Annotated in this window: 28 protein-coding genes; 15 read left to right on the top strand and 13 right to left on the bottom strand. The window is 66.3% G+C overall.

From position 1 onward, the window contains the following. Positions 1 to 5: 5 nt before the first annotated feature. Entirely contained in the window at positions 6 to 1,253 is a 1,248-nt protein-coding gene (locus J2739_RS14995) for an MFS transporter (RefSeq protein WP_309902952.1), read from the bottom strand. 47 nt (positions 1,254 to 1,300) lie between these two features. Here J2739_RS14995 and J2739_RS14990 point away from each other — a divergent pair, with 47 nt between their 5' ends. Continuing rightward, positions 1,301 to 1,942 carry an RluA family pseudouridine synthase gene (locus J2739_RS14990; RefSeq protein ID WP_309902950.1) on the top strand — a complete coding sequence of 214 codons (642 nt, stop codon included), beginning with the start codon at positions 1,301 to 1,303 and terminating at the stop codon, positions 1,940 to 1,942. Positions 1,943 to 2,120: 178 nt separating this feature from the next. Here J2739_RS14990 and J2739_RS14985 read toward each other — a convergent pair whose 3' ends face one another. The 5 genes from J2739_RS14985 to egtB all read right to left on the bottom strand — a co-directional run bounded on the left by J2739_RS14985 (position 2,121) and on the right by egtB (position 5,962). Next, complete coding sequence (locus J2739_RS14985) at positions 2,121 to 2,558, bottom strand: universal stress protein (RefSeq protein ID WP_068683349.1); 438 nt, start codon at positions 2,556 to 2,558, stop codon at positions 2,121 to 2,123. A gap of 109 nt (positions 2,559 to 2,667) precedes the next feature. Further along, the gene (locus tag J2739_RS14980; RefSeq protein WP_309902948.1) at positions 2,668 to 3,411 is read right to left on the bottom strand and encodes a 2OG-Fe dioxygenase family protein; all 744 of its coding nucleotides are present in this window, start codon (positions 3,409 to 3,411) and stop codon (positions 2,668 to 2,670) included. Next, the gene (locus J2739_RS14975) at positions 3,408 to 3,689 is read right to left on the bottom strand and encodes a DUF427 domain-containing protein (RefSeq protein ID WP_309902946.1); all 282 of its coding nucleotides are present in this window, start codon (positions 3,687 to 3,689) and stop codon (positions 3,408 to 3,410) included. Before J2739_RS14975 ends, J2739_RS14980 begins: the two co-directional genes overlap by 4 nt. Before the next feature lie 36 nt (positions 3,690 to 3,725). After that, complete coding sequence (gene egtD, locus J2739_RS14970) at positions 3,726 to 4,712, bottom strand: L-histidine N(alpha)-methyltransferase (RefSeq protein WP_309902944.1); 987 nt, start codon at positions 4,710 to 4,712, stop codon at positions 3,726 to 3,728. Then, a complete protein-coding gene (egtB, locus tag J2739_RS14965) occupies positions 4,712 to 5,962 on the bottom strand; it encodes an ergothioneine biosynthesis protein EgtB (RefSeq protein ID WP_309902942.1) in 1,251 nt (416 codons plus the stop codon). The genes egtD and egtB overlap by 1 nt, the downstream gene beginning before the upstream one ends. Before the next feature lie 147 nt (positions 5,963 to 6,109). On the opposite strand from egtB, the gene J2739_RS14960 reads away from it, so the two are divergent. The 3 genes from J2739_RS14960 (at position 6,110) to J2739_RS14950 (ending at position 8,383) form a co-directional block, all read left to right on the top strand. Continuing rightward, complete coding sequence (locus J2739_RS14960) at positions 6,110 to 7,456, top strand: NAD(P)/FAD-dependent oxidoreductase (protein WP_309902940.1); 1,347 nt, start codon at positions 6,110 to 6,112, stop codon at positions 7,454 to 7,456. 37 nt (positions 7,457 to 7,493) lie between these two features. After that, complete coding sequence (locus J2739_RS14955; RefSeq protein WP_309902938.1) at positions 7,494 to 7,916, top strand: GNAT family acetyltransferase; 423 nt, start codon at positions 7,494 to 7,496, stop codon at positions 7,914 to 7,916. A gap of 77 nt (positions 7,917 to 7,993) precedes the next feature. Further along, the gene (locus J2739_RS14950; RefSeq protein WP_309902936.1) at positions 7,994 to 8,383 is read left to right on the top strand and encodes a lysozyme inhibitor LprI family protein; all 390 of its coding nucleotides are present in this window, start codon (positions 7,994 to 7,996) and stop codon (positions 8,381 to 8,383) included. 28 nt (positions 8,384 to 8,411) lie between these two features. Here J2739_RS14950 and J2739_RS14945 read toward each other — a convergent pair whose 3' ends face one another. Continuing rightward, a complete protein-coding gene (locus tag J2739_RS14945) occupies positions 8,412 to 10,103 on the bottom strand; it encodes a long-chain fatty acid--CoA ligase (RefSeq protein WP_309902934.1) in 1,692 nt (563 codons plus the stop codon). A 187-nt stretch (positions 10,104 to 10,290) separates the two neighbouring features. On the opposite strand from J2739_RS14945, the gene J2739_RS14940 reads away from it, so the two are divergent. The 9 genes from J2739_RS14940 (at position 10,291) to J2739_RS14900 (ending at position 17,202) form a co-directional block, all read left to right on the top strand. Then, positions 10,291 to 10,731, top strand: coding sequence for an OsmC family protein (locus J2739_RS14940; RefSeq protein WP_309902932.1), 441 nt, complete (start codon positions 10,291 to 10,293; stop codon positions 10,729 to 10,731). Between the two features lie 42 nt (positions 10,732 to 10,773). Continuing rightward, on the top strand, positions 10,774 to 11,742 hold the full coding sequence (locus J2739_RS14935; protein ID WP_309902931.1) for a Bug family tripartite tricarboxylate transporter substrate binding protein: 969 nt from the start codon (positions 10,774 to 10,776) through the stop codon (positions 11,740 to 11,742). Between the two features lie 77 nt (positions 11,743 to 11,819). After that, positions 11,820 to 12,608, top strand: a complete 789-nt coding sequence (locus tag J2739_RS14930; protein WP_309902929.1) for a GntR family transcriptional regulator — start codon at positions 11,820 to 11,822, stop codon at positions 12,606 to 12,608. Then, a complete protein-coding gene (locus J2739_RS14925) occupies positions 12,605 to 13,396 on the top strand; it encodes a transporter substrate-binding domain-containing protein (protein WP_309902927.1) in 792 nt (263 codons plus the stop codon). The genes J2739_RS14930 and J2739_RS14925 overlap by 4 nt, the downstream gene beginning before the upstream one ends. Before the next feature lie 12 nt (positions 13,397 to 13,408). Continuing rightward, positions 13,409 to 14,071, top strand: coding sequence for an amino acid ABC transporter permease (locus J2739_RS14920; RefSeq protein ID WP_309902925.1), 663 nt, complete (start codon positions 13,409 to 13,411; stop codon positions 14,069 to 14,071). A 3-nt stretch (positions 14,072 to 14,074) separates the two neighbouring features. Beyond that, the gene (locus J2739_RS14915) at positions 14,075 to 14,728 is read left to right on the top strand and encodes an amino acid ABC transporter permease (protein ID WP_309902924.1); all 654 of its coding nucleotides are present in this window, start codon (positions 14,075 to 14,077) and stop codon (positions 14,726 to 14,728) included. After that, positions 14,712 to 15,494, top strand: a complete 783-nt coding sequence (locus tag J2739_RS14910) for an amino acid ABC transporter ATP-binding protein (RefSeq protein WP_309902922.1) — start codon at positions 14,712 to 14,714, stop codon at positions 15,492 to 15,494. Before J2739_RS14915 ends, J2739_RS14910 begins: the two co-directional genes overlap by 17 nt. 35 nt (positions 15,495 to 15,529) lie before the next feature. Beyond that, a complete protein-coding gene (locus J2739_RS14905; RefSeq protein WP_309902920.1) occupies positions 15,530 to 16,111 on the top strand; it encodes a DUF1439 domain-containing protein in 582 nt (193 codons plus the stop codon). Beyond that, positions 16,108 to 17,202 (top strand): glycerophosphodiester phosphodiesterase, encoded by a 1,095-nt coding sequence (locus J2739_RS14900; protein ID WP_309902918.1) that lies wholly within the window; start codon positions 16,108 to 16,110, stop codon positions 17,200 to 17,202. Before J2739_RS14905 ends, J2739_RS14900 begins: the two co-directional genes overlap by 4 nt. Before the next feature lie 6 nt (positions 17,203 to 17,208). On the opposite strand, the gene J2739_RS14895 is transcribed toward J2739_RS14900, so the two are convergent. Next, the gene (locus J2739_RS14895; RefSeq protein ID WP_309902916.1) at positions 17,209 to 17,682 is read right to left on the bottom strand and encodes a Cd(II)/Pb(II)-responsive transcriptional regulator; all 474 of its coding nucleotides are present in this window, start codon (positions 17,680 to 17,682) and stop codon (positions 17,209 to 17,211) included. 55 nt (positions 17,683 to 17,737) lie between these two features. On the opposite strand from J2739_RS14895, the gene J2739_RS14890 reads away from it, so the two are divergent. After that, a complete protein-coding gene (locus J2739_RS14890) occupies positions 17,738 to 18,388 on the top strand; it encodes a cation efflux transmembrane domain-containing protein (protein ID WP_309902915.1) in 651 nt (216 codons plus the stop codon). A gap of 33 nt (positions 18,389 to 18,421) precedes the next feature. Then, positions 18,422 to 19,450, top strand: coding sequence for a P1 family peptidase (locus J2739_RS14885; RefSeq protein WP_309902912.1), 1,029 nt, complete (start codon positions 18,422 to 18,424; stop codon positions 19,448 to 19,450). A gap of 164 nt (positions 19,451 to 19,614) precedes the next feature. Here J2739_RS14885 and J2739_RS14880 read toward each other — a convergent pair whose 3' ends face one another. From J2739_RS14880 to J2739_RS14860, 5 genes are all read right to left on the bottom strand, one after another. Then, the gene (locus tag J2739_RS14880) at positions 19,615 to 20,493 is read right to left on the bottom strand and encodes an alpha/beta hydrolase (protein WP_309902910.1); all 879 of its coding nucleotides are present in this window, start codon (positions 20,491 to 20,493) and stop codon (positions 19,615 to 19,617) included. A 387-nt stretch (positions 20,494 to 20,880) separates the two neighbouring features. Then, positions 20,881 to 22,980 (bottom strand): peptidase domain-containing ABC transporter, encoded by a 2,100-nt coding sequence (locus J2739_RS14875; protein WP_309902907.1) that lies wholly within the window; start codon positions 22,978 to 22,980, stop codon positions 20,881 to 20,883. Between the two features lie 80 nt (positions 22,981 to 23,060). Continuing rightward, entirely contained in the window at positions 23,061 to 24,263 is a 1,203-nt protein-coding gene (locus J2739_RS14870) for an HlyD family secretion protein (RefSeq protein ID WP_309902905.1), read from the bottom strand. A 184-nt stretch (positions 24,264 to 24,447) separates the two neighbouring features. After that, positions 24,448 to 25,170: a hypothetical protein gene (locus J2739_RS14865; protein WP_309902903.1), complete on the bottom strand. Its 723-nt coding sequence runs from the start codon at positions 25,168 to 25,170 to the stop codon at positions 24,448 to 24,450. 18 nt (positions 25,171 to 25,188) lie between these two features. Further along, a complete protein-coding gene (locus J2739_RS14860) occupies positions 25,189 to 25,620 on the bottom strand; it encodes a hypothetical protein (protein WP_309902902.1) in 432 nt (143 codons plus the stop codon). Positions 25,621 to 25,864 lie beyond the last annotated feature (244 nt).

Here is a 25,864-nt window from a genome sequence, read left to right as displayed (position 1 = left end):
CGGCCTCATCCCTGGGACACTGGCCGCACCAGCCTGTCCCGCGCGGCCAACGACGGAAAGAGCCGGAACCAGGCCAGCGCCACCAGCACGGTGCCGACGCCGCCCACCACCACCGAGCCCACCGGCCCGAGCAGCGCCGCGGTGGCGCCCGATTCGAACTCGCCGAGCTGGTTGCTGGCGCCGATGAAGATCGAGTTGACGGCGCTCACTCGCCCGCGCATGGCGTCCGGCGTTTCCAGCTGCACCAGCGTCTGGCGGATCACCACGTTGACCATGTCGGCGCCGCCCGAGACGGCCAGGGCGAGCAGCGACACGACGAAGCTGCGCGAGAAGCCGAACACGATCATGCACACGCCGAACATCGCCACCGCGATCAGGAGCACGCGGCCCACACGGCGCTCGATCGGCCGCCGCGTCAGGAGGATCGAGGCGGTGAGGGCCCCGACCGCCGGCGCACTGCGCAGCAGCCCCAGTCCCCAGGGCCCGGTGTGCAGGATGTCCTTGGCGAAGATCGGCAGCAGCGCGACGGCCCCGCCCAGCAGCACCGCGAACAAGTCGAGCGACACCGCCCCGAGCACCGGCTTGCGGTGCCAGATGAAGTTCACGCCCGCCAGCACCGTGGAGAGCGAGACCGGCTCGCGCCGGGGCGGCGCGTGGTCGTAGCGCACCTGCACCACCAGCAGGCTGCCGACGGCGAAGAAGAGAAGGCTCGCGCCATAGACCACGCCGGTGCCCGCCGCGAACAGCAAGCCGCCCAGCGCCGGGCCGCCGATGATCGCGCCCTGCATGCCGGCCGAACTGAAAGCCATGGCGCGCGACAGCATCAGCGGCGGCACCAGCAGCGGCGTCAGCGCCTGCTGCGCCGGCATCTGGAAGGCGCGCACCGCCCCCAGCACCAGCGACAGCCCGAGCAGCAGCCCGCGCGAGTCGTGGTGGCCCTGGACGGCAAGGAGCAGCGCCAGCGCAACCATCCCCTGCACCGCGAGGCAGGCCGCGACGATGCGGCCGCGATGGTGGCGGTCGACCACGTGGCCCGCAACCAGCGCCAGCAGCAGCGCCGGCACGAACTGGTAAAGCCCGACCAAGCCCAGGTCCCAGGCGCTGCCGGTGAGCTCGTACATGTGCCAGCCGATCGCGACCAGCATCATCTGGCTGCCCGCGGTGCCGAAGAGCCGCGCGCTCCACATCCGCATGAAGGGCCGCTCGCGCGTGAGATCGGAAAAATTCGGCGAGGCGGCGGCGGGGACGGACATCGCATCGAGGATAGCCGAGCGCCGAAGCCTCATAGACTCGCTCGACCATGACTGCGCTCACCGTCGTCCATGAAGATGCTGACCTGCTGGTGCTCGACAAGCCCGCAGGCCTGCTGTGCGTGCCCGGCCGCGGCGAGGACAAGCAGGACTGCCTCAGCGCCCGTGCGCAGGCGCGTTGGCCCGATGCGCTGGTGGTGCACCGCCTCGACATGGCGACCAGCGGGCTGGTGCTCATGGCGCGCCATCCCGCGATGCAGCGCGCGCTCGGCGATGCCTTCGCCCAGCGGCGCGTGCACAAGCGCTACGAGGCGATCGTCGATGGCTTGCTGGCCCTGTCCGACGATTGGGCGCTGATCGAGGCGCCGCTCACCGCCGACTGGCCGAACCGCCCGCGCCAGAAGATCGATGCGCACAGGGGCAAGCCCAGCAGCACGCGCTGGCGCGTGAAGCGGCGCCTGCCCGACCGCGATGCCAGCCACGTGTGGCTGGAGCCGCTGACCGGCCGCAGCCACCAGTTGCGCGTGCACCTGCTGTCGATCGGCCATCCGATCCTCGGCGATGCGCTCTACGGAAGCGAGGCGGTGCGGGGGCGCGCGGACCGGCTGCTGCTGCATGCGAGCGAACTCGCGTTCGCCCATCCCGACGATGGCCGGTTGTTGCGCTTCGAGAGTACGCCGCCCTTCGCCTGAACGCCTCGCGCGCCGCTCAGAGCCTGAGCGTATTTTGATCGTGCCCGAGCGGCGCGCCAGAAGCGCCCCAATCCAGGCGCAAAGCGCAGCCATAGCCCCCGCTATGGCGAGCATTTGCAACGACGAGTGGGGCGTTTATGGCGTGACGAGCGGGCATGGGCGAAAGACTCTCAGGCTCTCAGCCCTTGACCACCAGCACCGGCACCTTGGCGTCCTGCAGCACGCGCTGGGTCACACTGCCCAGGAGCAGCTTCTCGATGCCCGAGCGCCCGTGCGAGCCCATCACGATCAGGTCGGCGCCGATCGCTTCCGCGGTGTCGACGATGCCTTCGTGCACCACGTGGCCGTCGATCACGCGCTGGTCGCTGTGCAGGCCTTCGGCGGCCAGTGCGGCGACGCCGCGTGCCAGCGCCGCATTGGCGCTGCTGGTGGCTGCCGCGAGGTATTCGTTCTGGCCCAGCGCGTAGTCGGCACCGACGCCGATGAAGGGGTAGTTGTCCACCACATGGATCAGGGTGATACGGCTGCCGAAGGCCAAGGCGAGCCCGCTCGCCTTGCTGACTGCGAGCATCGATGTTTCGGACCCGTCGATCGGAACCAGGATGTGATTGAACATGGCAGACCTCGTTTGTTCACGTGGCGGCTCGCAGCCGAACCGGTCCTTGAATGTACATCCAAGGCATGACGCCGGGCTGTAGGACTGCTACGGTCCGGCCGTGCGATGCTCAATCGCCCTGAAAGGAGCCGGCGCGGCAGGTCACCACCAGGGTGTCGCGCCAGCCCGGCTGGCTGTCCACCAGCGGCTGGATCGGCGTCGATTCGTGGATCACGCGCGCATCGTCGATGACCATCAGCGTCCATGGCTCCGTCATCGTGAAGCGTTCGCCGCGGCGGCCCGCGGCCTCGAACACGCGGGTTTCCCCACCCTTGATGTTGTGGCGGCCGATCAGCGCCACCGCGACTAGGTCGACCCCGTCGCGGTGCGCACCTTCGGGCGTCGGCCGGCCGATGCCCTCGGCCGTGTCGATGCGGAACTGGTGCGCTTCCACATACCACCGCTGGGTGCCGCGCAAGCCATTCGCCATCTCGGCCAGGCCCTTGATGAGCGCCTGCCAGACCGGCTGCACCAGCGTGCCGGCTTCCATCGGCGCGAACCAGCGCTGCATCCCGCCATGCAGCGCGTTGTACTCGACGGGCTGCCAGTGGGCGCGGTGCGGCACCTGCTCGATGATCGCGTCCTCCACCGTGAAGCAGGCATGGCGCCGCGTGCGGTATCGACCGCCGTCCTTCAGGTACTCGTCCAGGGGCAGATGGTTCCAGTCGGCGTGCAGCAGCTCGAGCTGCGCGAGCGGGCTGCCCAGCCATTCGGCCAAGCCTTGCGGACTGAGCACCGCGTAACCATCCTGGCGCAATGCGGGAACGAGCCGGTCGACCGGCGTGAACGGTGGATCGAAAGCGGCTGAACTCACTCGCTCACCTTCACGCCCTTCCAGAAGGCAACGCGGTCGCGCACCATCTCGGCCTCGGGCTTGGGGTTGGCGTAGTACCAGACGGCATCGGCGTTGAGCTCGCCGTTGACCAGCAGCGAGTAGTAGCTGGCCGTGCCCTTCCACGGGCAGGTGCTCTTGTGGTTGCTGAAGCTGACGTAGTCGCGGTTGAGCGCGCTCGCCGGGAAATAGTGGTTGCCTTCGACGAGCACGGTGTCGTCGCTCTCGGCGATCGTGACGCCGTTCCAGGTTGCTTTCATCCAGGTCTCCAACGGCCCGCCGATGGCGGGACGGAGCTATTGTGCCGCGGGCGACTGCAGCCAATGGACGCTGAAGAGCCGCTCGGGATCGGTCCACACCGCAGCCGGCCTGAGCCCCGCCTTCACGGCCAGTGCGCGCAAGCCCTCGACGGTGAACTTGTACGAGTTCTCGGTGTGGAGGGTCTCGCCCTCCTCGAAATCGAAGCGCTGGCCGTCCAGCCTGACGCTCTGCGCGCGGCGGCTCACCAGGTGCATCTCGATGCGGCGCAGCGGCGCGTTGTAGAAGGCGGCATGGGTGAAGCCCTCGAGGTCGAAGTCGGTGCCGAGTTCGCGATTGGCGCGACGCAGCAGGTTGAGGTTGAAGGCCGCGGTCACGCCTTGTGCATCGTTGTAGGCGGCATGCAGCAGCGCCGGGTCCTTGACGAGGTCCACGCCGAGCAGCAAGCCGCCGCCGCGCAGCAGGCGCTGTGCGAGCTGCAGGAAGGCCAGCGCCTCCTCGGGGCTGAAGTTGCCGAGGGTCGAGCCCGGAAAGAAGCCCACGCGCTGGCCCAGGCCCTCCCCGCGCGAAGGCAGTACCAGCGGCATGGTGTAGTCGGCCACCACGGGCTGCACTGCGAGCTGCGGATAGTCGGCGCGCAGCCGCTGCGCCGCCGCCTCGAGGTGCTGGCCCGAGATGTCGATGGGCACGTAGCGCCGGGGTGCATGCAGCGCGTCGAGCAGCAGCCGCACCTTGGTGAGCGAGCCTGCGCCGAATTCCACGACCTCGGCGTTCGGTCCGATCTGCGCCGCGATCTCGGGCGCGCATTCGGTGAGGATGCGCGTCTCGGTGCGCGTGGGGTAGTACTCCGGCAGATCGCAGATGCGGTCGAAGAGCTGCGAGCCGGTCACGTCGTAGAAGAACTTGGGCGAGATGCTGCGCGGACTGCGGCTCAGTCCCTCGAACAGCTCGCGACCGAAGTCGGACAGCGGCGCGGCGCGTTGCGCGCTGCGGAAGGCGTGCAGGCTCATTGCAGGAATAGCCATCAGAGATCCTTCGCGAGCCGCAGCCCGGAAAACTGCCAGCGAGCGGCCGGCGGAAAGAAGTTGCGGTAGCTGGGCCGCGCATGGCCCGCGGGCGTGGCCAGGCTGCTGCCGCGCAGTACCAACTGGCCGACCATGAACTTGCCGTTGTATTCGGCGGCCACTCCCGAGAGGGGGCGGAAGCCCGGGTAGGGATCGTAGGAGGAGCGCGTCCATTGCCAGGCATGGCCGCTCATCTGCGAGATCCCTGGCGCATCGTGCGCGGCTTCCCACTCGAACTCGGTGGGCAGCCGTGCGCCCGCCCACTCGGCGTAGGCGGCGGCCTCGTAGAAGCTCAGGTGCGTGACCGGGGCCTCGGACTCCAGCGGCCGCACGCCGTGCAGGCCGAAGACCTGCCAGCCCGCCGTTGCGCCGTGGTGGACCAGGCGCGGATCATCGGGTGCGAGCCAGTACGGCGGATGGCGCCAGCCCTGCGCCTGCACCGCGGCCCAGCCGTCGGAGAGCCAGAGCTCGGGCCGCTGGTAGCCGCCGTCGGCAATGAACTGCGCGTACTCGCCGGCGTTCACCAGGCGGTCCGCGATGGCGTAGGGCTGCAGCAGCGCCGCGTGGCGCGGCGTCTCGTTGTCGAAGCTGAAGGCAGCGCCGGCATGGCCGACCTCGACCACGCCGCCCGGCCGCGAGAGCCAGCGCATCGCCGGTGCCAACGAGGCGAGCCGCAGACCCGGTGTCGGCGCCGCACGGTAGGCGGGCAGCAGCGGATTGCAGGACAGCGCATGCAGGATGTCGGTGAGGATCAGCTCCTGGTGCTGCTGCTCGTGGTTGAGGCCCAGCTCGATGGTGGGTGAGATCGTCTCCCAGTCCGTGTCTGCGTTGGCGCCGTCGAGCAGCGTCGCGACCGCTTCGTCCACATGGCGCCGGTAGGCATGCACCTGCTCGAGCGACGGCCGCGTCAGCAGCCCGCGCTGTGGCCGCGGATGACGCGGGCCCAGCGCCTCGTAGTAGGAGTTGAAGAGGTACGCGAAAGCCGCATCGAAGACGCGATAGCCCGTCGCATGCGGCTGCAGCAGCACGGTCTCGAAGAACCAGGTGGTGTGCGCCAGGTGCCATTTGGTCGGACTGGCGTCGGGCATCGACTGGATGCACTGGTCTTCAGCGGACAGTGGCGCCGCCAATGCAAGGCTGTGCGCACGCACCGCCTGGAAACGATCGCGCAGCTCGTCCGCCGCAGGCCTGGCCGGCTGGATGAGATTCATGGGGTCTCCATTATTGGACGGAAGGTTTTAGCCCATGCACCGAGGCCGGCGCCGTAGGACAAGGGCCCGCAGCGCGGCGCCCGGTCGAACGCAACACTTTGGCACAAGATGCCGGGGGCTGCACGGCGGCTGCGTATCATCCGGCGCATGAGTACCCGCCCCTCCCCAAGCCGCCCCCGCATCGTGATCATCGGCTGCGGCTTCGGCGGCCTCGAGGCGGCGCGCAAACTGCAGAACGCGCCGGTCGACATCACCATCGTCGACAAGACCAACCACCACCTGTTCCAGCCCCTGCTCTATCAGGTCGCGACCGCCGGCCTGGCAGCACCCTCGATCGCCGCGCCGACTCGCCTCCTGTTCCGAAGCCAGCCCAACATCACCACCTTGCTCGGGGAGGTGACGCAGATCGATCCCGCCGCGCGCGACGTGCAGCTGGCCGACGGCACCCGCCTGCCCTGGGACCACCTGATCGTGGCCGCTGGTGCAACCCACAGCTACTTCGGCCACGACGACTGGTCGCGCATGGCCCCCGGCCTCAAGACCCTGGCGGATGCCTTCGAGATCCGGCGCCGGATCCTGATGAGCTTCGAGGCGGCCGAGGTCGAACCCGATCCGGCCCGTCAGCGCGCCCTGCTCACCTTCGCCGTGATCGGCGCCGGCCCGACCGGCGTGGAGATGGCCGGCACCCTGGCCGAGATCGCGCGCCATACGCTGAAAGGCGAGTTCCGCCGCATCGACCCGCACTCGGCCGAGGTGCTGCTGATCGAAGGCGGCCCGCGCGTGCTGCAGGCCATGCCCGAGGTCCTGAGCCAGCGCGCACTCGAACAATTGCAGAAGCTGGGCGTGCAGGTGCGCCTCAACGCCCGCGTGACGGCGGTCACGCCCGGCGGGCTGGAGGTCGAGTCCCCCTTCAGCGACGGCGGCGCCGGCACCGGCACTCACCGCATCGCCTGCCATTGCGTGATCTGGGCTGCCGGGGTGGCCGCGTCGCCGCTGGGCCGACTGCTGGCCGCGGCCACCGGCGCCGAATGCGACCGCGCCGGCCGCGTGAAGGTGCTGCCCGACCTCAGCCTGCCCGGCCATCCGGAGATCAGCGTGGTGGGCGACCTAGCGGCGGCCATGAGTTACCGGCCCGGCAAGGAACCCACGCCGGTGCCCGGCGTCTCGCCCGGCGCCAAGCAGGCGGGCCGTGCCGCCGCGGCCAACATCCTGCGCCGCATCGCGGGCAAGAAGACGGTTCCGTTCCGCTACCGCGACTATGGAAATCTGGCCACCATCGGACGCAACTCGGCCGTGGTCGACCTCGGCACGCCGCTCGGACCGCTGCGCTTCTCGGGCCGGCTGGCCTGGCTGTTCTGGCTCTTCGCGCACGCGTATTTCCTGATCGGCTTCCGCAACCGCATCGTCGTGCTGATGGACTGGGCCAGCGCCTACTGGAGCTTCCAGCGGCACGCGCGCGTGGTGGCGGAGGTGCGGGGCAAGGGCGAGTCCTAGCCCGACGCATGGCGCCGTCTCCGTCCTCTCCAGGCCGATGAAGATCCGACCCTTTCAGCCCGCCGACGAAGCCGGCGTGATCGCGCTCTGGCAGGCCTGCGGCCTGACGCGCCCGTGGAACGATCCTCGCCGCGACATCCAGCGCAAGCTCGGCGAGCAGCCCGAGCTCTTCCTGGTCGCCACGGGCAGCGACGGCGTCCTGCTCGGCTCCGCGATGGTGGGCTTCGACGGCCACCGCGGCTGGGTCTATTACCTCGCGGTCTCGCCGGATCATCGGCGGATGGCCATCGGCCGCGCGCTCATGCAGGAGGCCGAGCGCTTGCTCATCGAGCGCGGCTGCCCCAAGATCAACCTCCTCGTGCGCTCGTCGAATGCCGAGGTCGTCGCCTTCTACCGCAAGCTCGGCTACACGCAGGACGACGTGATCAGCCTCGGACGCCGTCTCATCCACGACGCATGAGACGGATCGGGCGGATGCCCGATTCCGGTCCCGGCGGCGCAAAATAGGTGCTCCGACCAGTGATTGCGGAGACCCCCATGAAGAAGCTCTCCTGCCTCGGCGCCGCCCTGCTCATGCTCCCCGGCATCGTCCTCGCCCAGGAGCCGTGCAGGACCCGCAACACCACCGAAATCAACCAATGCGCCCAGCAGGCGCTGGCACGCAAGGACCGTGAACTCAACGACGCCTACCAGTCGCTGTTGAAATCGCTCGAACCCGCCGGCAAGGGCGACACCGTCGATTACGCCGCGACCCGCAAGCTGCTGCAGCAGGCCCAGCGGGCATGGGTCCAGTTCCGCGACAACGACTGCAGGGCCAAGTACATGCTCAACGCGGGCGGCACGGCGCGTGACATCGTCTCGCTCGGCTGCCAGATCGAGCACACCGAGCAGCGCACGAAGCAGCTCAGGGAGTGGCTCAAGGCCTGAAGACGCGTCCGCCGGCGCCGGCGGCGACTCAGCCCTTGTTCTCCGCCTCCTGCAGCAAGCGCCACATCACCTTGCCGCTGCCGCTCTTGGGCAGCGCATCGACGAACTGCACGGCGCGCGGAATCTTGTAGACCGCCATGTTCTCGCGGCACCAGTCGATGATCTCCTGCTCGGTGGTGCTCTTGTGGCTGGCGCGCAGCACCACCACCGCCTTGACCGATTCGCCGCGGTAGGCATCCTTCGTGGCGATCACGCAGGCTTCCTGGATCGCGGGGTGGCGGAACATCAGCAGCTCGACCTCGGCCGGCCAGACCTTGAAGCCGCTGGCATTGATCATGCGCTTGAGGCGGTCGGTCATGAAGAAGTAGCCGTCCTCGTCCATGCGGCCCATGTCGCCGGAGCGGAAGAAGCGCTTGCCCTCGAACTCGACGAAGGCCGCCTCGGTCGCATCGGGCCGCTTCCAGTAGCCCTGGAACACCTCGGGCCCATGGATGATGATCTCGCCCGATTCGCCGATGGGCATCTCCTTCAGCGTGTCGGGGTCGACCACGCGCGCGTCGGTGCTCATGAAGGGAATGCCCAGGCACTGCTGCTTGGGGTTCTCGAAGGGGTTGGTGTGCGAGGGCGCCGCGGTCTCGGTGAGCCCGTAGCCTTCCACGTACCTGAGCCCGTACTGCTCGTAGAGGCGCTGCGCCACCGCCTGCGGCATCGCGGCGCCGCCGCCGCCGATGTGGACCAGGCTGCCCAGGTCGAAGCTGGCGAAGTTGGGGCTGCCCAGCAGGTCGATCACCATGGTGGGAATGTTGGTCCAGCTCGTCACCTTGCGGCGCGAGATCAGCCGGCCCGCCACCTCGCGGTCCCAGCGCGGCATGATGACCAGTGTGCCCGCGCTGATGATCATGGTGTGCAGCACGCTCACCACGCCGGTGATGTGGAACATCGGCACCACCGCCAGCACCACCGTCTCCGAGGACGACAGCCCCCAGAGCTGGCAGGCATAGGCGTTGTGCATCAGGCTGGAATGATGGTGGATGCAGCCCTTGGGCAGGCCGGTGGTGCCGCTGGTGTAGGGCAGGAGCGCCATGTCGTTCGCGCCCACCACGTGCGCGGGCGGGGGGTGGCCCGCGGCGAGTGCGTCGCTCCAGGCCATGGCCTGGCCGCCGGCCAGCGCGGGCAGCGGATGGCGCGTGAGCAGCCAGTCGTGCCAGGCCGCCGGTGGCGCCTCGTCGCCCTGCACCTCGGCATCGAAGGCGTCGGTGAACTGGGTGACGATCAAATGCGCGAGGCGCTCGCCCGGGGCCAGCGCGTCGCTGGCCTTGGCGAACTCGGGCGCCAGGTCGCCGGTGGTGATGGCCACCTTGGCATCCGGATCGGTGATGTAGTGCTTGAGCTCCTCGGCCCGGTTCATCGGATTGACCGGCACCACCACCGCGTTGGCGCGCAGGATGGCGAAATGCGCCACCACCAGCTGCGGGCAGTTCTGCATGTCCAGCACCACGCGGTCGCCGCGCTTCACGCCCAGCGCATGCAGCGTGCCCGCCAGCCGCTCGACCTGCTCGGCCAGTTCGCGGTAGGAGGTCTCGCGGCCGAAGAAGACCAGCGCCGCCTTGTCGGGAAAGCGCTCGGCCGAGGTGGCGAGGTTGTGCCACAGCGAGGTCACCGGGATGGTGATCGAGCGGGGCAGGCGCTGCGGCCAGAACTTGTAGTGCGGGCGATCCATGGGCTCTCCAATGCGACCGGCAAGCCTACGACGCGGCGCGCGCCGCCTGCATCGGGGAAGCCCCGACGCCGTCACATCGGCGACTCTGCGATGGGCGCTGCCGAACCGCGCCCGCGGCCGACAGACAGCCAGGCGGTTCTGCCGTACAACGGCGGTCCTTCTTAACTCCATCCACCGAGGAGCTTTCATGGCAGCAGACAAGCGCGCAAGTGTTCACTGGGAAGGCGCCGGCAAGACCGGCAAGGGCCAGATCAGCACCGAAACCGGTGCGCTCAAGAACTATCCCTACGGCTTCAAGAGCCGCTTCGAGGACGATGTGACCGGCACCAACCCGGAGGAGATCCTCGGCGCGGCGCATGCCGGCTGCCTGACGATGGCGCTGGCCTTTGCGCTGGAAGGCGCAGGCTTCACCGCCACCCGCATCGACACCCAAGCCGCGGTGCGCCTTGCCAAGGATGGGCCGGGCTTCAAGATCGATCGCATCCAGCTCGAGCTCGAGGCCGCCGTCCCCGGCATCGACGAGGCCAAGTTCCAGGAACTCGCGGCCGGGGCCAAGGCCGGGTGCCCGCTCTCGAAGGCGCTGGCCAACGTGCCCGAGATCACGCTGAAGGCGACGCTCAAGACCTGAACTTGCGCTGTTTATGATCGTCCTCGCAACGAGGAGACGAACATGAACGGCAGCAAGAAGAAGACGCTGGTCGCAGCCTGGTGCATCGCGGCCTCGGCCGCGGCTCTGGCCGCCTTTCCCGAGAAGCCCATCAGGGTCGTGATCGGCTTTCCGGCGGGCGGTCCGCTGGACCAGCACGCACGGCTGCTCAGCGACAAGCTACAGGCCGTGCTCGGCCAGCCGGTGGTGATCGACTACAAGCCCGGCGCCGGCGGCTCGGTGGGTGCGGACGCGGTGGCCAAGAGCCCGGCGGACGGCTACACGCTCATGCTGGCCAACACCGGGGTGGCCGTGATCAACGGCGCGCTCTACAGCAAGCTGCCCTACAACACCCTGCGGGACTTCACGCCGATCGCGCGCACCGCGATGCAGCCGCTGGCCTTGCTGGTCACGCCCAAGCTGCCGGTGCAGAACCTGCAGGAGTTCGTGCGCTACGCCAAGGCGCGCCCCGGGCAGATCAACTACGGCTCGGCGGGCAACGGCGGCATCAGCCACCTGGTGCCGGAGATGTTCAAGACGGCGACCGGCCTCTACATGGTCCACATTCCCTACCGCGGCAGCGCGCCCGCCTTCACCGACCTGATGGCCGGCCAGGTGCAATTCATGGCCGAGTCGATCCCGCAGGCGGCCAACTACCACAAGCAGGGCAAGGTGCGCGCGCTCGCGGTGACCAGCGCCACGCGCAACCCGGCCCTTCCCGACATCCCCACCGTGATGGAAGCCGGGATCAAGGACTTCGAGGTGGTCGGCTTCTATGGCTTTCTCGCTCCCGCCGGCACGCCGAAGGATGTGATCGCGAAGCTCGATGACGCCTTCCGCCAGGTGCTGAGCAACCCGGAGGTGCGCGAGCGCATGACCAGCCAGGGCGCCGACCCGGCTTTCCTGGGCAGCGCGGACTTCGCCCGTTTTCTGGCTGCGGAGACCCCGCGCTGGGAAAAGGCCGTCAAGGCCTCGGGCGCCCGGATGGACTGATCCTGCCGCGCCGTGCGCACGATCGGTGCACACATCTTGCATACCAGTTGGCACGGAAGCTGCTGGTATGCAGGACCATGTCCATCGCCGCTCCGGAAATCAGTGCACGCATCGTCGAAGCGGTGATGGCGCAGAAGCTCGCCCCGGGCGCGCGCCTGGGCGAGCAGCAGCTCGCGATGCTGTTCGACTGCAGCCGCACCATCGTGCGGGAGGCGCTCACGCGCCTGGCGGCACGCGGCATCGTGACCGTGAGCGCGCGGCGCGGCTGGTACGTGATCGAGCCCTCGCAGGACGAGGCGCGCGAAGCCTTCGAGGCACGCCGCGTGATCGAGTCCGGCCTGATCCGCAGCGCCGGCCCCATCGGCAAGGACAAGCTGCGCGCCCTCAAGGCGCACCTTCAGCGCGAGAAGGCCGCGCTCAAGGGCAGCGACGTTGGCACGCGCAGCTACCTGCTGGGCGACTTCCATGTGTGCCTGGCCGAGTGCCTGGGCAACTCGCTGCTCGCCGACACGCTGCGCGACTTCACCGCGCGCACCACGCTGATCGCCATGCTCTACCAGTCCTCGCACGACGCAGCGCAGTCCTGCGAGGACCATGTGCGCATCGTCGCCGCCTTGGAGCGGGGCGAAGCGGCCGCTGCCGAGGCGCTGATGAACGAGCACATCGGCACGGTGCAGTCGGCCCTGCGCGTGCCGAGCCAGACCGATCCGCTGGCCCAATTGCGCAACGCGCTCGCACCACTTCAAGGCACGGCGCACCATGCCGAGGCCGAGGCACAGGTCTTGCGTACCCGCAGTCGACGCAAGGCCTCCGGCGCCGCCCCTTCACCCGACGATTCATCGACCTACCTAGGAGCCCTGTTATGAAGATCTCGAAGCGCCAGTTCGCGCTGGCCCTCGCCTCGGCCGCCCTGTTCGCCACCGGCGGCGCCCATGCCCAGAGCGCGCTCGACAATGTGCTGAAGGCCAAGACCCTCAAGGTCGCCATCCCCACCGACTACCCGCCCTACGGCTTCGTCGGCCCCGACATGGCGCCCCAGGGCCTGGACGTGGAGATGGCCAGGCTCATCGCCGCCAAGCTCGGCGTCAAGGTCGAGCTGGTACCCGTCACCAGCGCCAACCGCATCCCCTACCTCCAGACCCGGAAGGCCGACCTCGTGATCTCGACGCTCGGCAAGAACGCCGAGCGCGAGAAGGTGATCGACTTCAGCGCCGCCTACGCGCCCTTCTTCCAGGCCGTGTATGCGTCGAAGGGCCTGAGCATCAAGAGCTTCGCCGACATGGCCGGCAAGAGCGTGGCCGTGACCCGCGGCGCCATGGAAGACCAGGAGCTCGCCAAGGTGGCGCCGGCCAATGTCGACTACAAGCGCTTCGAGGACAACAACGCCACCATCGCCGCCTTCGTCGCCGGCCAGACGCAGACCATCGCCACCAGCGCCGCGGTCGCCGGCAACATGATGCAGAAGAACCCGCAGCTGGGCGCCGAGTACAAGCTGCTGCTCAAGGACAGCCCCTGCTTCGTGGGTATTGCCAAGGGCGAGGACGCGTTGAAGGCCAAGGTCAACGAGATCATCGCGGCCGCAAAGAAGGACGGCACGCTGGATGCGATGTCGAAGAAGTTCCTCGGCAAGGAAGCCGGCGACCTGCCGCTCTGACCCGGCACAGCCATGGGCATCGAGTTCGACTTCGGGGCCGTGCTCGGCCAGTGGCCGCTGCTGGCCAGGGGCATCCTGTGGACGCTGGGCCTCACGCTCATCGCCACGCTGATCGGCATGGTGGTCGGCATCGCCTGCGCCTGGGCCCGCGCGAGCGGGCCGGGCTGGCTGCGCTGGATCGTCGGCAGCTACGTGGAGCTGATCCGCAACACGCCCTTCATCGTGCAGCTGTTCTTCATCTTCTTCGGGCTGCCGGCGGCCGGCTTCAAGCTTTCGCCTGAGACCGCCTCGATCATCGCGATGGTGATGAACCTCGGCGCCTACGCCACCGAGATCATCCGCGCCGGCATCGAGGCCACGCCGCGCGGCCAGATCGAGGCCGCCGTGAGCCTGGCGCTGAACAAGGTGCAGGTCTTCACGCGCGTGGTGCTCCCGCCGGCGATGAAGAAGGTCTGGCCCGCGATGGTGAGCCAGATCATCATCGTGATGCTGGGCTCCGCCGTGTGCAGCCAGATCTCGACCGAGGAGCTGAGCTACGCGGCCAACCTGATCCAGAGCCGCAACTTCCGCGCCTTCGAGGCCTTCATCGTCGCGACCGTCATCTACCTGGCGTTGTCGGTGGCCGCACGGCGATTGCTCAACTGGGCAGGGCCGAAGTTCTTCTTCGGGAGGTAGCAGGTGGTCGAGTTCTCCCTCTGGGACATCCTGCGCAACCTGCTGCTGGCCCTGCGCTGGACCGTCGTGCTGTCGCTCATCGCCTTCGTCGGCGGCGGCGTGGTGGGTGGCCTGCTGCTGTTCCTGCGCCTGTCGGGCGGGCGGCTGGCCGAACGGCTGATCGGCCTTTACGTCCAATTGTTCCAGGGCACGCCGCTGCTGATGCAATTGTTCCTGGCCTACTTCGGCATCGCACTCTTCGGCATCGAGGTCTCGGCCTGGACGGCGGCCTCGGTGGCGCTGACGCTCTACACCAGCGCCTTCCTCACCGAGATCTGGCGCGGCTGCGTGGCCGCCATTCCCAAGGGCCAGTGGGAGGCCTCGGGCAGCCTGGCCCTGAGCTTCGGGGAACAGATGCGCCACGTGATCCTGCCGCAGGCCACGCGCATCGCCATCGCGCCCACCGTGGGCTTTTTGGTGCAGGTGATCAAGGGCACCGCGCTGGCATCGGTGATCGGCTTCGTCGAACTGACCAAAGCCGGCAGCATGATCTCGAACGCAACCTTCAAGCCCTTCGTGGTCTTCAGCTGCGTCGCCCTGCTCTATTTTGCGCTGTGCTTTCCCGTGAGCCTGTACGCCAAGAACCTCGAAAGGAAGATCCATGGCGCTCGTCGCTGAAGCTCCCTCCGCCGCTGCGGCCGCCGGCGGCGCGCCCATCGTCCGCATCACCGCGCTGCGCAAATCCTACGGCAGCAACGAGGTGCTCAAGGGCATCGACCTCGAGGTCCGGCGTGGCGAGGTCATTGCCATCATCGGCAAGAGCGGCTCGGGCAAGAGCACGCTGCTTCGCTGCATCAACGGCCTCGAGGTGTTCCAGGAAGGGTCGCTCGCCGTCGACGGCAAGCCGCTCCTGCACGAGAGCGCGATGGCCATGCGCGAGCTGCGGCAGCACGTGGGCATGATCTTCCAGAGCTTCAACCTCTTCCCGCATCTCTCGGTCGGCAAGAACGTGATGCTGGCGCCGACGCTGGTGAAGAAGCGCAGCAGTGCGGAGGCCGCGCAGCAGGCCCGCCAGCTGCTCACCCGGGTGGGCCTGGAGCAGAAGTTCGACGCCATGCCCGACCAGCTCTCCGGCGGCCAGCAGCAGCGCGTGGCCATCGCGCGCGCACTGGCGATGGAGCCGGCGGTGCTGCTGTGCGACGAGATCACCTCCGCGCTCGACCCCGAGCTGGTGGGCGAGGTTCTGCGCGTGGTCGAGTCGCTGGCCGACGAAGGCATGACGCTCCTGATGGTGACGCACGAGATGAGCTTCGCCCGCAAGGTCAGCGACCGCGTGATCTTCATGCACCAGGGGCGCGTGCACGAGATGGGACCGCCGGCCGAGCTGTTCGGCGATCCGCAGACGCCCGAGCTGAAACAGTTCCTTTCATCACTGCACGACTGAGGGAACCGAGCGGGCTGTGGCAAGCTCGCAGCGGTATGCAGTACCGCTCCTTCCTGCCGCTCTCCCGCCGTTTTCTTCTGCGCGCCCTGCTGGGCGCCGCTGCCGCGCCGGCGCCCTTCGCTGCGCTGGCCGGCTTCAATTTCTTCACCAGCGAATACACCGCCACCCGCGAAGAACTGCAGGCGCAGATCGCCAAGCGCTTCCCGGTGCAGCAGCGCTATGCCGAGATCTTCACCGTCGGCCTGCGCGATCCGCAACTGGGCCTGGACGCCCGCGCCAACCGCGCGGCTATCACGGCCGTGCTGAGCATCGCGAGTCCGCTCCTGCGGCCTTCGACCGTCGAGGGCGTGGTCTCCGTGAGCAGTGCGCTCAAGTACGACGCACCGGCGCGTGCACTGCGGCTCGACCAGCCCAAGGCCGAACGGCTCGAGCTGCAAGGCGTGACGGGGCGCGATGCCGAGCGCCTGCAGCAGATCGGCGCGGTGGTCGCGCAGGAGCTGCTGCGCGACCAGCCGCTGCGCACCTTCACCGCCGAAGAGCTCACGGTGGGCCGCAAGACCTACGAGATCGGTGACATCACGGTGCAACAGGATGGCATCAAGGTGGCATTGCTATGAGCTCTTCCTCCGGCTTGCCGATTTCGTGTGGCCGTACCCCGCCTCGCCGGGCGCAACACCGGCAACCCGCCGCAGCCGGTTCCGCGGAGTTCCCCCAACAGGCATCGCTTCGCTGGCCCGCGGCATGGCTGGCTGCGGCACTGCTGCTCGCGGGCTGCTCCGCATTGGGCCCAGGTGCGGCGCGCGATTTCGACCTTCAAGCGCACCGCGGCGGCCGCGCCCTCGCCCCGGAGAACACGCTGGCTGCCTTCGACAACGCGATGGACATGGGTGTCACCACGCTCGAGCTCGACATCGGGCTTACGGCCGACGGCGTGGTGGTGATCTCGCATGACACGGCACTCAACCCCGACCACACACGCGATGCGAACGGAAACTTCCTGACCGCCAAGGGCCCGGCGATCCACGCATTGACGTTCTCGCAGCTGCAGGCCTATGACGTCGGCCGCATCGACCCGGCGACGAGTTACGGCAAGCAGTTCCCACTGCAGATGCCGCGCGACGGCGAGCGCATTCCGACGCTGGCTGCGCTCTTCGATCGGGTGCGCGCGCGCGGCGCGGAGCAGGTCCGCTTCAACATCGAAACCAAGCTGGACCCCGGCCGGCCCGAGGAGACGGCCGCACCGGCCCCGATGGTGCGCGCGCTCCTCGCCGAGATCGACAAGGCCGGCATGGCTTCGCGCGTGACCGTGCAGAGCTTCGACTGGCGCACCCTGGCCTTGGTCGGCCAATGGGCGCCGCAACTGCAGCGCGCCTACCTCACGACCGGCCGCACGCTCAAGGACCCGCGCTGGACCTCGGGCCTGCGGCTCGAGGACTTCGGCTCGGCGCCCCGCCTGGTGAAGGCCGCCGTCGGCAACAGCCCTGGCCGGGTGATCTGGTCGCCGGCCTTCAACGACCTCACGGCCGCGCAAGTCCAGGAGGCGCAGGCGCTGGGCTTCCAGGTGGTGCCCTGGACGGTGAACCAGCGCACCGACATGGCGAAGCTGATGGACTGGAAGGTCGACGGCCTCATCACCGACGACCCGGGCTTGCTGCGTGACTTGATGCGCGAGCGCCGCATGCCGCTGCCGGCGCCGTCGAAACGCTGAGCGGCGTTAGACGTGGCGGGTGGCGCGCGTCCCGCGCGCCTCGCCCGAAGGCTGCGCATCGGCGCGCGCATGCAGCGCCTCGATGATGTGGCAGTGCGTATCGCTGCCGTCGCAGCAGTCGCGCAGCGCGATGAGGTCCTTCTCGAGCGAGCGCAGCTCGCGCAGGCGCTCACGCACGTGGCCGAGGTGCGCATCGAGCGCCACGTTGGCCGCGGCGCAATCGGCCTTGCTGCGCAGGTCCAGGCTGAGCAGCGCCCGCACCTCTTCCAGCGACATGTCCATCGCGCGGCACAGGCGGATGAATCTCAGCCGATGCACGTCGGCATCCGTGTACAGGCGATAGCTGTTGTCGCCGCGGGCCTGCGGCTCGACCAGGCCCTCCTTCTCGTAGTAGCGGATATTGGTGGCGCTCAGGCCGCTTCGAGCGGCGGCCTCCCCGATGCGGTAACCCTGCTCCATGGGCGGGTTTGCGACAGGCATGGCTTGACCTTCCAGTGACTTCAACCTTTCCAATCGTGCCATCACTGGAGAAACCATGTCGGCGAACTGCTGCGAACACGATCACGACCACGAACATCCATCGGCCTCCGACACGCCCCGCTACCGGCGGGTGCTGTGGGTGGCGCTGGCGCTCAACGCGCTCATGTTCGCGGTCGAAATCGGCGCCGGCTTCCGCTCGGGCTCGGTCTCGCTACTGGCCGACGCGATCGACTTCTTCGGTGATGCGGCCAACTATGGCGTGACCCTGGCCGTGCTTTCGATGGGCCTGGCCTGGCGCACCCGCGCGGCCCTGCTCAAGGGCGTCAGCATGGTGGGCTTCGGCCTCTTCGTGGCCGGCAGGACCTTGTGGTCGGCAGCGCAAGGCCTGCCCCCCGAGGCGCTGACCATGGGGCTGGTGGGCGCGCTGGCCCTGGGCGTGAACGTGGCGGTCGCGCTGATGCTCTATGCCTTCCGAGAGGGCGATGCCAACATGCGCAGCGTCTGGTTGTGCTCGCGCAACGACGCCATCGGCAACGTGGCGGTGATGCTCGCGGCACTCGGCGTGCTGGGCACCGGCACGCCCTGGCCCGACCTCGCTGTGGGCGCTGCGATGGCGGCGCTGGCGCTCAGCGGCGGCTGGTCGGTGCTGCGGCAGGCGCGCGGCGAACTGGGGCGCGCGGGCGCCGGGCAGGCGAAACGCGCCTGAGTTGTCGGGCCGGCGGTTCCATAATCGTCGGCGATGTCCCCTCAGCCCTCTTCTTCCTCCTCTTTCACGGCACCGCACGCCGGCGCCATCACCGACGTCGCCGGCATCGAGGTCGGCCACTTCAGCGATCCGCGGCGGCCCACGGGCTGCACCGTGATCCTCGCGCGCGACGGCGCGGTAGCCGGCGTGGACGTGCGCGGCGCGGCCCCCGGCACGCGCGAGACCGACTTGCTCGCGCCCGGCAACTTCGTCCAGCAAGTGCATGCCGTGATGCTCGCCGGCGGCAGCGCCTGGGGCCTGGCGGCGGCCGAGGGTGCGATGCGCTGGCTCGAGGAGCGCGGCATCGGTCTCGACGTGCGCTTCGGCACCTTGCCGATCGTGCCGGCGGCCGTGCTCTTCGACCTGCCGCTCGGCGACGCGCGCATCCGGCCCGATGCCGCCGCAGGCTATGCGGCCTGCGAGGCCGCATCGAAGGCTGCGCCGGCCGAGGGCAACGTGGGTGCCGGCAGCGGCGCGCTGGTGGGCAAGCTCTTCGGCCTGGACCGGGCGATGAAGGGCGGCATCGGCACCGCCTCGGTCACGGTCAAGGGCGTGACGGTCGGCGCGCTGATCGCGTGCAACGCGCTTGGCGACGTGCTGGACCCCGACACCGCGCAGGTCGTGGCCGGCGCGCGCACCGAGGACGGCCGTGCGCTGCTCGACACCCGGCGCGCGCTACTGCGTGGCGAGCTGCCGCAGCCGCTGCTGGCGGGCACCAACACCACGCTGGGCGTGATCGCGACCGATGCGGTGCTCACCAAGGTGCAAGCCAACCGCCTTGCGTCCGTAGCCCACGACGGACTGGCTCGCGCGATCAATCCCGTCCACACGATGAGCGACGGAGACACCCTGTTCGCGCTCGCCACCGGCCGCGTGCCGCTCGAGGGCGACGCGCCGGGGATGACGGTGCTGGGGACGATGGCTGCGGAAGTGGTGGCGCGGGCGACGCTGCGGGCGGTGCAGGCGGCGCGCACGGTGCGGATCGGAGCGAGTGTTTTTCCGAGCGCTTCGGAGTTGGGCTAACCGCCCTTCTCCATCGCAGACATCAGGTACTCATCCAGAAAGCGACCCTCGATCGCGAGCGAAGCCCGGCGCAAGCCTTCGACCTGAACCCGGTTCCCCGATGGCTGCCAGGATAGCGATCAGCACCCGGCCCTGCCCGGACATCAGCATCCAGGAATGGATAGTCAACTGACTTTCTGGACCTTGATGGACCGATCACCCAGAAACGACCGGACTCTCGCGGCCCAGATCGGCATCGTATCGGCGTTGGAGAAGACATCGTGAGGATCACCGCGATAGGTCGGCACTTCAGCGAACTCGGCCTTGCCACCCGATGCTCTGAAAAGGCTGAGGCACTCGGCGACAAGAGGCGCAGGAAATACCACGTCGTTGGGAGAATACAGCCACAGCGTGGGCACGGATACTTCCGCACCGAATCTGGAGAAGGCCGAGAGCAATTCCTGCGGATAGCAATCTCTGGCCATTGGCCCTCTCAGTCGTCTGCCTCCGGAAAAGTTGATCACGCTCAATACCGCGTGACCGATTCTTGCCGCAGCGGCAAAAGATGCCAACGCCCCGGCCGATACTCCAAGCAGCACGAGCGCATCGGGCCTCACGAATGGAAGCGACTGCAGATGTCGTACTGCGGCCTCAATGTCCTTGGGCTCCTCCCATGCCGTCTGATGGATGTCGCAGGAAAAAGAAGGCATGCCACCCTCGGACTGGCCGTAGCCGCGCCGCATCGGAATCGCAACGACAAAGCCGGCTGAGACGAAGAGCCGAGCTTGCGAGATCGGCCTCGCGCGACGGAGCACTGCTGCCTGCCTCTTGTTGGAGGGGACGCCATGGTTCATCACCAGGACCGGCATCCTGTTGTCGATCGTCGGTGGACGCATCAGCGTCATTTCCAATTCGTAGGTGATATCTCCATCCACCAATGGGAAGCGGGTCACCTCCTCGACAAGTTCATCCGACTGCGCGGACGCTTGCGCTCCGACTTTCAGGGCAATCGTCGATGCCGCAGCCAGGAGGATCCTCCGGCGGCATTCTCTCGTCACTGACATTGAAGTCCTTGCTGCGCAGTGAGACGAAGTGGACGTCAATACCCGAACAGTTTGGCAAACAAGCTGGGATAGCTGGGAATATCTACATTGGGTATCGCGATTGGATTGCAAGGCTGATCATTCTGTGCTGCGACGCTATGCCTCAACGCAGCGCCGCTAATGGCAGACGCTTCCCGGCCTCTAGCGCGCGAAGAACCATATTTCAGATCGAGCGAGTCCATCCATACCGTCGGGGTGTGTTGAAACTCCATTGGGTTCAGAGCGTTTGCTGTGCATTGCCGTCGAGTCGGGAGCACCAGCACGCGTTTGAGCTTTCGAGAACGCGCTGCGCGGAGTTCCAGAAAGTCCGTTGCATTGCGGCTTTCACTTTTTAAACGTTCGATGAGTTCACGATGAAGAGGATCGCAGGGGGAGCAGATGGATCACACGTCCCATTGCTTCCAGGGTCTGCGGACGATGGGCGATGACGATGCGCGTGATGTCCAACTGCTGCACCGCGCCGTTCACCACGCTTTCGGTAATCGTGTCCAGATGGCTCGTCGCTTCGTCCAGCAGCAGAATCCGCGGGCGCTTGTACAGCGCCCGCGCCAGCACGACGCGCTGACGCTGCCCACCCGACAGCGCGCTTCCCATGTCCCCGACAAGGGTGCTGTAGCCCATCGGCATTCGGGCGATCTCATGGTGCACCGAGGCCAGTCGCGCGGCTTCTTCGATGCGGGCGTGATCGGGTTGGGCATCGAACAGGCTGATGTTCTCGGCGATCGAACCGGCGAACAGGCGATCGTCCTGCATGACCACGCCGATCTGCTCACGGTAGTGCCGTAGGCCGAGCTGGCGCAGCGGAACCCCGCCCACGCAGACGCTGCCCTCCTGGGGCTCCAGTTGTCCCAGAATGAGCTTGAGCAAGGTCGTCTTTCCGCAACCCGAAGGGCCGGCGATCGCCACCGATTCACCGGGCTCGATCTTCAAGCTCACATCCTTCAGGACCCATGGATCCTCGGGCGCATACCGAAAGCTGACGTTGCGCAGTTCGATGGAAGCGGCAATGCCTTCCTGCGACCGATGAAGAGCCGCATCGCGCACCGATTCCGGCTCGGCCAACACGATGTCGGCGAGCCGCTCGGTTTGCAGGCCCAGCATCTTGAACGAGAGGATCTGGTCCACCAAGGCAGACGCCCGGCTGACGAACTGCGTGCGGTAGCCGAGGAACGCGATCAGCATGCCGACCGACAGCTGGCTACCCAGGACGAGCCGTGCGCCGAGATACAACACGGCGGCGTTCTCCAACACCATCAGCATGGCGTTGAGCGAACCGAAGAACATCATTTGCCGCTGCACCGCCAATCCGGCATTGGTGCTCGCGACGGCGAGGCTCATGTACCGGCGCTGCCGGTCTTCCTCGCGGTTGAAGAGCTTGAGCACCTGAATGCCGCGTACGCTTTCCATGAAGTGGCTCTGCTGCTTGGCGGAGCGCACGATCTGCTCGCCGCTGGCGCTGCGCAGTGCGCCATAGCGCACAAGGCGAATCACGGTGTAAAGCAGAACCACGCCTCCGGCGACGGCGGCCAGCTGCAGGCTGTAGAACAGCATGACGACCAACGTGAGCGTGGCCATGATGCCGTCGATGACGACCCCCACCATGCCGCCGGTCAGCGCTTGCTGCAGCGCGTTGATGCTCCCGAAGCGCGAGACCACATCCCCGAGATGCCGCTTTTCGTACCAGGCCATGGGCAGGCGCAGCAGATGCGCGAAACTGCTGCTCGTCCAGTGCAGATTCAATGTGGTCGTCAGGTACAGGAGAACCCGGGCGCGTACCCAGCCGGCCGCCACCTGGAAACTGCCCACGAGCACCAGGCCGGCGATCAGGACCACGAGCAGATCCGCGTCGCCCGAGACCAGGACGTCGTCGATCACCCATTGCGAGAAGAAGGGCACCACCAGGCCGAACACTTCCAGCGCCGCCGCGAGGGCGAATACCTGCACGAGCGACCGACGCAGACCTCGTGCCTTTGTCAGAAGCGCACCAAGCCGCAGTTGCTGCCGCTCCTTGCGTGGCTGGAACGAAAGGCCCGGAGCCATCTCCAAAGCGATGCCCGTGAACGAGCGCCCGGCCTCGTCATGCTTCAGGGTTCGCGAGCCATGTGCGGGGTCCAGGATGTCGATGAACCCGCGACGCACACGCTGGAGCACGACGAAATGCTTGAGGTCCCAGTGCAGGATGCAGGGCGTCGCCAGCTTGTCCAGATCTTCCAGCCCGAGCCGCAAGGGGCGGGTTTGAAACCCCAGCGCCTCCGCGATCTTCATCAACTGCTCCAGCGTTGCGCCTTTCAGAGAAATGGCGTACCTGGCACGCAAGCTCGGCAGATCCGTGTCGTAGCCGTGGTAGCCCGCCACCATCGCAAGCGATGCCAGGCCGCATTCGGCAGCCTCGGTCTGCAGAACCAGGCGCAGCTTGCGGCCGAAGCCGAATTGAAGACCGTCGAGCATCGTGGGTCAGTGAATCCAGTTGCCCGCGATGGAGAACAGCGGCTCGAATATCCATTCGAGCAGGGTGCGCGTGTCGAGGATCAGGTTGGCATCGAAGCCCATGCCCGGCTGAAGCGGTTCTTCCTTGCCGTAGGCCAAGACCGTCTTCTTCTCGAGTGCGAGGCTTGCGATGTAGAACAGCTCGCCCGGCACGGCGGTCGTTGGCGGGTAGGGCAACTCGCTCCGCTCACGGCCACCCGCGACATCTTGATCACGCGAGCTTCGTGGCTGCCGAACTTTTGATAGGGGAAAGCTTGGAACTGCAAGAGGGCGCGGGTCCCCATGCGCACGAAGCCGGCGGCTTTCGAAGGCAAGTACACGTCCGCCTGCAATTCGGATCGTTCGGGGATGAGATTCAGCAAAGGCTGGCCAGGCACGGCCAGCTTGCCCTGGTCCGTCAGGATTGCGGTCACCACCCCAGCCTGGGGTGACTTCAGCAGCAGTTCGCGCCGAGATTCGTTCTCGACGCGATCCTGCTCGATCGAAGAAAGACCGCGATCGATCGCCGCCAGCTCATTGAGATGCTTTGCGGGCAACGATGCGACGTCGGCCTCCACCGCGTGCAGGTCGCGCAGCAAGCCGGTCTCGTTGCGTCGAATCGATTCGAGCGACGCCAGATCGGCCATGCGCTCTTGTTCCTTCTGCTGCAGCGCCATGTTGGAGACGAAGCCCGCAACCTGCAGCTCGCGCTGCTTGGCGAGCATCTGGTCGGTCAGCCGAACCCGGTCTTCCTGAAGCGACACGGCCGATCGCACCTGCGCCAACTCGGTCCGCAGATTGGCGAGCCGATCGCCGAGTGCCTTGCGCTGCCGGTCGTGGAGTTCATCGAGCTTGGCGCGCTCCAGCCTCAATGAGGCGCTGCGGAGTTGGAGCTGCTTGTCGACCTCGGTCGAAGCGTCGCCAGCCTTGGTAAAGCGCTCGGAGTTCAGAACGGCCAATGTTTCGCCGAGCGCAACATGTTGACCGTCCACCACCGAGAGCCGCGTCACGATGCCGGCTTGTGAAGCAGTCACTTTGATCACGCCGACGTTCGGTACCACGTAACCGCTCGCGCGAATCTTTCGGGTGTATTGACCGAAGACCATGTAAAGAAGCAGGCTCGCAGCGAGCACGGCCAAGCCGATAGAAAGCACGGTGAATGAAAGAGGGCGGCTCAGGACGATCTCTCCGAGCCAAGCTTTTTCGCGCGCCACAAAGACCTCGCGACGAAAAAGCGCATCCTCATTAAAGGAGTTCCGCTCCATGATCTATAACGGTTTTATATTGAGTCGCTTTGGCGTTCTTTACCCGAATCGATGAATTAATCTATAAGCCAAATAAATAATAGCAGCAGTGACGGGTAAGAAAGGAAGAGATCGCCTCGCGAAGTACAGAACGATCCTCATCAATTGTCGAAATCCGAAAAATCTAATCACGCTTATCTGCTCACTATTTGCTCTCAGTCACCACCCCCAAATGCAAGGCATCCACGTGAGGCAGAACAATACAATTTTTAAAATTTCCACGCTCCAGACCATCGCAGTAAGCCACCTTTTCTGTATTCACGACAATCCAGTTCTCACGCACAAAGACAACGCCTTGAAACGGCAGAGTTGATTGCCTCACCAAGCTCAAAATCTCAGACGTCAATCTCTCACTCGATAAGATTTTGAGATATGGGATTAAAGCAACATTCGCTTGAGCGGCAATGTCTTTTTCGGCATTTTCATTGCTCGTGGCATGGAGAAGAATCAAATGCACTCCAAAACTCGAGTCAAATTTTCGACTGATGCCCGCCAAAAAGGCATACGCACAGGACGACTGGACTTGCCCTTTTGCAATTGTAGAAAGCCTCTTCAGACGAATCAATTCGCCAATCTTCACGCCTTCGTCAACATAACCACCGAAGCAGTCCTCAAATACAACATGGCTGACGTTGTGGTCCTGTTTCATCAAGTTTTCAAAGTAATCAAAATCACCGCGAACAAGCCTTCCATTCACAAAAATCGAAGAACTTCTTAACGTAATTTGTGCCGCACCAGCAGAGACAATCCAGGAATCCAGGAGAAAAAGCAGTAAAATTATCGACATTTTTGCAAAGCAGCGACACTGCATCTTGTGCAGACACGGTGGTGTCAAACCGCCTTTCCCGTTGAAACCACCGCTTGTCATTCTTTGATTTGCGCCAAATTACGGCCCACCGGGCGACGGATCGCCCATCGGATTGCCCAGTGCGGGGATGTTTGGGTTTGTAGGAATTGCAGCGATCGCGGCGGCAATGGCTGCAGTAATCATCGCACTTGCAATACCAAGTGCACCACCTAGAACGCCGCCCACGGCTATAGCATCCCCGACACCCATCGCTCCTGCGGAGCCAGTAAGTACGGCAGCAAGCCCTCCGGCGCCGCCAACGGCCGTACCCAGTGCTGCCGAGTCCGTTACTGTGATGGTGCCGAGTGTGCCTGCGCTGGCATCGCTATTACCGCTAACGCTTCCACAATCGCCGACGGCGCTGCAACTTCCACCATCGTCGCCGCCGGTAACCAATTTGACCTCTTCCGCTGTCAAAACTCTCATGGGTGTTTTTTTGATCTCGGTTATCGCTTCTGCAATTTTTCTCATAAATTGAATTTACCTAAGAATACGATGAAGCAGCGCACCAAATTATGTGCCGCGAACAAGAAACAGAACTTACGAGGCCGCATGTACTTATCAAGAGCGAAGGACGATAAGAAAATCTGCGACAAGTTTAAGTACCTTTAAATCCTCCTTTCTTCATCTTCGCATCCGCAGCAGGGCTGCCAAATTGGTTAATCAACAGGTGCGCCGCACACACAAAGCCGACGCCATAGAATCTTAATGCCAT

The organism is Variovorax soli, assembly GCF_031454625.1.
GTDB lineage: Bacteria > Pseudomonadota > Gammaproteobacteria > Burkholderiales > Burkholderiaceae_C > Variovorax > Variovorax soli_A.
The sequence above is the reverse complement of the archived record's forward strand: the minus strand, read 5'-3'. Positions and strand labels throughout refer to the sequence as shown.

Excerpts from the sequence above, each read along its gene's own strand:
- J2739_RS14995 (WP_309902952.1), bottom strand. The coding sequence starts at position 1,253 with ATGTCCGTCCCCGCCGCCGCCTCGCCGAATTTTTCCGATCTCACGCGC.
- J2739_RS14990 (WP_309902950.1), top strand. The coding sequence starts at position 1,301 with ATGACTGCGCTCACCGTCGTCCATGAAGATGCTGACCTGCTGGTGCTC.
- J2739_RS14985 (WP_068683349.1), bottom strand. The coding sequence starts at position 2,558 with ATGTTCAATCACATCCTGGTTCCGATCGACGGGTCCGAAACATCGATG.
- J2739_RS14975 (WP_309902946.1), bottom strand. The coding sequence starts at position 3,689 with ATGAAAGCAACCTGGAACGGCGTCACGATCGCCGAGAGCGACGACACC.
- egtD (WP_309902944.1), bottom strand. The coding sequence starts at position 4,712 with ATGGCTATTCCTGCAATGAGCCTGCACGCCTTCCGCAGCGCGCAACGC.
- egtB (WP_309902942.1), bottom strand. The coding sequence starts at position 5,962 with ATGAATCTCATCCAGCCGGCCAGGCCTGCGGCGGACGAGCTGCGCGAT.
- J2739_RS14960 (WP_309902940.1), top strand. The coding sequence starts at position 6,110 with ATGAGTACCCGCCCCTCCCCAAGCCGCCCCCGCATCGTGATCATCGGC.
- J2739_RS14955 (WP_309902938.1), top strand. The coding sequence starts at position 7,494 with ATGAAGATCCGACCCTTTCAGCCCGCCGACGAAGCCGGCGTGATCGCG.
- J2739_RS14950 (WP_309902936.1), top strand. The coding sequence starts at position 7,994 with ATGAAGAAGCTCTCCTGCCTCGGCGCCGCCCTGCTCATGCTCCCCGGC.
- J2739_RS14945 (WP_309902934.1), bottom strand. The coding sequence starts at position 10,103 with ATGGATCGCCCGCACTACAAGTTCTGGCCGCAGCGCCTGCCCCGCTCG.
- J2739_RS14940 (WP_309902932.1), top strand. The coding sequence starts at position 10,291 with ATGGCAGCAGACAAGCGCGCAAGTGTTCACTGGGAAGGCGCCGGCAAG.
- J2739_RS14935 (WP_309902931.1), top strand. The coding sequence starts at position 10,774 with ATGAACGGCAGCAAGAAGAAGACGCTGGTCGCAGCCTGGTGCATCGCG.
- J2739_RS14930 (WP_309902929.1), top strand. The coding sequence starts at position 11,820 with ATGTCCATCGCCGCTCCGGAAATCAGTGCACGCATCGTCGAAGCGGTG.
- J2739_RS14925 (WP_309902927.1), top strand. The coding sequence starts at position 12,605 with ATGAAGATCTCGAAGCGCCAGTTCGCGCTGGCCCTCGCCTCGGCCGCC.
- J2739_RS14920 (WP_309902925.1), top strand. The coding sequence starts at position 13,409 with ATGGGCATCGAGTTCGACTTCGGGGCCGTGCTCGGCCAGTGGCCGCTG.
- J2739_RS14910 (WP_309902922.1), top strand. The coding sequence starts at position 14,712 with ATGGCGCTCGTCGCTGAAGCTCCCTCCGCCGCTGCGGCCGCCGGCGGC.
- J2739_RS14905 (WP_309902920.1), top strand. The coding sequence starts at position 15,530 with ATGCAGTACCGCTCCTTCCTGCCGCTCTCCCGCCGTTTTCTTCTGCGC.
- J2739_RS14900 (WP_309902918.1), top strand. The coding sequence starts at position 16,108 with ATGAGCTCTTCCTCCGGCTTGCCGATTTCGTGTGGCCGTACCCCGCCT.
- J2739_RS14895 (WP_309902916.1), bottom strand. The coding sequence starts at position 17,682 with ATGCCTGTCGCAAACCCGCCCATGGAGCAGGGTTACCGCATCGGGGAG.
- J2739_RS14890 (WP_309902915.1), top strand. The coding sequence starts at position 17,738 with ATGTCGGCGAACTGCTGCGAACACGATCACGACCACGAACATCCATCG.
- J2739_RS14885 (WP_309902912.1), top strand. The coding sequence starts at position 18,422 with ATGTCCCCTCAGCCCTCTTCTTCCTCCTCTTTCACGGCACCGCACGCC.
- J2739_RS14880 (WP_309902910.1), bottom strand. The coding sequence starts at position 20,493 with ATGTCAGTGACGAGAGAATGCCGCCGGAGGATCCTCCTGGCTGCGGCA.
- J2739_RS14875 (WP_309902907.1), bottom strand. The coding sequence starts at position 22,980 with ATGCTCGACGGTCTTCAATTCGGCTTCGGCCGCAAGCTGCGCCTGGTT.
- J2739_RS14870 (WP_309902905.1), bottom strand. The coding sequence starts at position 24,263 with ATGGAGCGGAACTCCTTTAATGAGGATGCGCTTTTTCGTCGCGAGGTC.
- J2739_RS14865 (WP_309902903.1), bottom strand. The coding sequence starts at position 25,170 with ATGACAAGCGGTGGTTTCAACGGGAAAGGCGGTTTGACACCACCGTGT.
- J2739_RS14860 (WP_309902902.1), bottom strand. The coding sequence starts at position 25,620 with ATGAGAAAAATTGCAGAAGCGATAACCGAGATCAAAAAAACACCCATG.